Origin of the sequence: Halomonas sp. (assembly GCF_052095765.1) — a bacterium.
Taxonomy (GTDB): Bacteria; Pseudomonadota; Gammaproteobacteria; order Pseudomonadales; family Halomonadaceae; genus Halomonas.
In genome coordinates, this window is record NZ_JBQDJZ010000146.1 from 1 (window position 1) to 3,423 (window position 3,423).

4 protein-coding genes and 1 pseudogene are annotated in these 3,423 nt (G+C 58.2%); 3 read left to right on the forward strand and 2 right to left on the reverse strand.

What is annotated here, in order from left to right; genetic code table 11:
- Nucleotides 1–129 precede the first annotated feature (129 nt).
- Both ACTH3D_RS12825 and ACTH3D_RS12830 read left to right on the forward strand, forming a co-directional pair.
- Nucleotides 130–351 (forward strand): hypothetical protein, encoded by a 222-nt coding sequence (locus ACTH3D_RS12825; protein ID WP_441667532.1) that lies wholly within the window; start codon nt 130–132, stop codon nt 349–351.
- A 116-nt stretch (nt 352–467) separates the two neighbouring features.
- On the forward strand, nt 468–1,220 hold the full coding sequence (locus ACTH3D_RS12830; protein WP_441667533.1) for an SDR family NAD(P)-dependent oxidoreductase: 753 nt from the start codon (nt 468–470) through the stop codon (nt 1,218–1,220).
- A 6-nt stretch (nt 1,221–1,226) separates the two neighbouring features.
- Here ACTH3D_RS12830 and ACTH3D_RS12835 read toward each other — a convergent pair whose 3' ends face one another.
- Nucleotides 1,227–2,039: an acyl-CoA thioesterase gene (locus ACTH3D_RS12835; protein WP_441667534.1), complete on the reverse strand. Its 813-nt coding sequence runs from the start codon at nt 2,037–2,039 to the stop codon at nt 1,227–1,229.
- A 54-nt stretch (nt 2,040–2,093) separates the two neighbouring features.
- On the opposite strand from ACTH3D_RS12835, the gene tadA reads away from it, so the two are divergent.
- The gene (gene tadA, locus ACTH3D_RS12840; RefSeq protein WP_441667535.1) at nt 2,094–2,567 is read left to right on the forward strand and encodes a tRNA adenosine(34) deaminase TadA; all 474 of its coding nucleotides are present in this window, start codon (nt 2,094–2,096) and stop codon (nt 2,565–2,567) included.
- Here tadA and mltF read toward each other — a convergent pair.
- Nucleotides 2,564–3,423 (reverse strand): annotated as a pseudogene (gene mltF, locus ACTH3D_RS12845) (membrane-bound lytic murein transglycosylase MltF); the annotation flags it as partial. The gene tadA and the pseudogene mltF sit on opposite strands and share 4 nt — an antisense overlap.

The following is a 3,423-nucleotide window of genomic DNA, read 5'->3' on the forward strand; positions in this document are numbered from 1 at the left end:
CCCAGTGGGCCGCCTGTTCGATCAGGCCAAATCCACGTGAAGTGACGAAGAACCCTTAATTGCTAGGCAATTGTCGCTATACTCAAAACAGGAGGAATATACCCCCTGTAAATACCTACGGAGGTTGTCATGACACGGACCATTACGGCTGTGTATTCAAGCGATGGTAAGGCAGTCAATGCCTACGACGAGCTTGTCTCTGAGGGCTACCCTAGGGAAAAACTGTATTTCGACAAGCGTGCAAACGAGATCAAAGTGCTCGTGCCTGAGGCCTCTCGGCCCGAGGTGGAAGAAATCCTCAATCGCCATGAGCTAGACAAAGTTTGGTCTACACCCTACGAACCCCAGTAGCTGTTCAAGGCCTGTCTGGCCAGGGGTAAGACAGCCCTGATGATGTAGGCAGGCTGAAATCACCCAATGCGGCTTATCCGTACTGTTTATTCTTTGACCAGGGAGAGAAAGACATCATGCGCATGCAAGACAAGAGCGTCATCGTAACCGGCGGAGCCAGCGGCATCGGTCTGGCCAGCGTGGAGCGCTGCCTGCAGGAAGGTGCCAATGTTGTTATCGCCGATCTGGAAAACAGCGGCGGCCAGGCTCGCGCCACCGAGCTGAACGGCAAACATCAGGGCCGCTGTGTTTTCCAGGCCGTTGATGTCACTGATACGGCCCAGGTTGATCGCCTGTTCGCAGACACCGTCGCCGAATTGGGCAGTGTCGATGCGGTGTTCAATAACGCCGGCATCGGTGGCACTTGTGCTGCAGATGAACTCGAGGACGATGAGTACCTGCGCATTATTGATATCAATCTCAACGGTGTTTTTCGGGTGGCCAGGGCAGCGCTGCAGGTGATGTATCGCCAGGGCAGTGGCAGCATTGTCAACTGCGCGTCCATCCTGGGCGTGTTCGGTCAGACCGGCACCGCTGCCTATACTGCCGCCAAGGGCGGGGTGGTTAATATGACCCGAACGCTTGCTATCGAAGCCGCCAAGAAGGGTGTGCGGGTGAATGCCATCGGTCCCGGTTACATCGATACGCCGCTGCTTGCCGCTCTGGATCAGGAGCTGCTCGACGGACTGATCAGTCTGCATCCCATCGGGCGCCTGGGCCGTGCAGAAGAAATTGCCAATGCTTTCCTGTTCCTAGCCAGTGACGAGGCCAGCTTTGTTACCGGCGCCCACCTGCTGGTGGATGGCGGCTTCACCGCCGGCAAGTCGTGAGCGGTCTCAACCTCGCAACCGGGTTAACCCCTCCTGGGCGCTGGAGGCGACTAGCTGGCCCTGTCGATTGTAGATACTGCCGCGGGTAAAGCCTCTGGCGCCACCGGCCCAGGGGCTGTCCATGTCGTAGAGCAGCCATTCGTTGACCTTGACGTCGTGGTGAAACCACAACGAGTGATCGAGACTGGCGATCTGCAGCTTGGGGTCGCCGAAGCGAATGCCGTGGGGTACTAACGAGGTGGTTAGCAGGTTGAAGTCGGAACTATAAGCCAGCAGGTAGCGATGTAAGGCTGGGATGTCAGGCAGCTCGCCTGCCAGTCGGAACCACAGCCGTTTGCGGGCGGGTTGGCCGTCCTGGGCTTCTTCGTCCAGCGGCAAAAATTCGATGGGGTGGCCGGGAAAGCGAATCAGCTTGTCGGTATTTAGGTTGAAGTCTTGAGGCATGGTAACGTCTGGCATCTGTGGCTGATGTTCCATACCGTCTTCCTGACCGTGGAAAGACGTGCTGCAGAAAAAGATCGGTCGGCCCTTTTGAATGGCCGTGATGCGCCGGGTGGTGAAGCTGCCGCCGTCGCGCACTGCGTCGACCTGGTAGATGACCGGCTTGCTTGCGTCGCCGGGGCGCAAAAAATAGCCATGCAGCGAGTGCGCGCGGCGAGAGGCATCCACGCTGTGAGTGGCGGCGGAGAGTGCCTGGCCCAGTACCTGGCCCCCAAATAGCTGGGGTAGCCCAAGATCTTGGCTGTAGCCGCGAAACAGGTTCTCCTCCAGGGTTTCAAGTCCGAGCAGATCAACCAGATCATTCAGGGCAGCTTGCATTCTAGGTATTCTCCGATATTGGCCAGTAGCGCAAGTTTACGGGAGTAGCGCGTCATGCGCAGTGATGAATATTACATGCATCGGGCTATGGATCAGGCCCGGCTGGCACTCGTTGAAGGCGAAGTGCCGGTAGGTGCCGTGGTGGTCGACCCGCTGGGAGAGATTATCGGCAGTGGTTACAACGCCCCGGTTGGCCATCACGACCCCAGTGCCCATGCTGAAATCATGGCGCTGCGCGATGCCGGCAAGCGGCTGGGCAACTACCGCCTTGACGGCTGCACGCTGTTTGTCACCCTGGAGCCCTGCCTGATGTGCTCAGGCGCCATGATTCATGCGCGGCTGATGCGCGTGGTATACGGCGCCGCCGAGCCACATACTGGCATGGTGGAATCGAAAGCTAACCTGTTCGCTCAGCCATGGTACAACCACCGGGTCGAGGTGCGGGGTGGCGTGCTGGCTGTGCGGAGTGCGCGACTGCTCACAAGTTTTTTTTCCCAGCGCCGCAATGCCACGCTTGACGGCACTTAGCCGCCAGCGGCATGGCCATGAGGTGGGATGACTTCAAATAGGATGCTGTCATCGCCACCTGGCTGGCGGTCGTTGAGCAGGTGAAACTGCTGCTGGCTACGATCCACGTAGGTGAGGATTTCATAGTAGCGGCGGATGTTTCGCACATAGATGACCGGTTCTCCGCCGCGCGCGTAGCCATAGCGGGTTTTTTCGAACCACTCACGATGCTGCAACAGTGGCAGGGCTTCGCTTACGTCGGCCCACAGGTCAGGGTTGCCGCCGCGTTCCTCGGTCAGCTGTCGTGCATCATAAAGATGACCAAGCCCCACGTTATAGGCGGCCAGCGCCATATATAGGCGGTCCATTCCGGTGATCGATTCCGGTAACCGCTGTTCGATGTTGCGCAAATAGCGTGCCCCGCCGTCGATGCTCTGAGCAGGGTCCAGGCGGTTGCTCACGCCCAGATCACGTCAGCATCATTAGGCCGCGCACCCCAGTGGGTGAAGTCGCATCGGGCAGCCAGTGCGACTCCTGATAGCCAGCCGCCGCCAGCAGTTTCCAGTCAAACTCATAGTTGCGAGCGGCTTCCTGGAACAGCGCTTTATAGGTCGGTAACCGGCCATGCACATGATGGATAAAGGTACGGGCGCCAACGTACTCCAGGTAGTTATCGCGCCCCAGATACTCCGTTTGCAGCTGCTCGAGTTCGCCACTTGACTTCAGCTCGTCAAGAAACAGGTTGATCTGAACCAGCAGGCCATGACCGTTGTTTTTCGAAACGGCCCAGGCCAGTGATAGTGGCTTGCCGACGGCAAAACCCTGGTCCACCTCGGGAAAAAACAGTCGGTTAGTACGAAACTCATGCTCGTATATG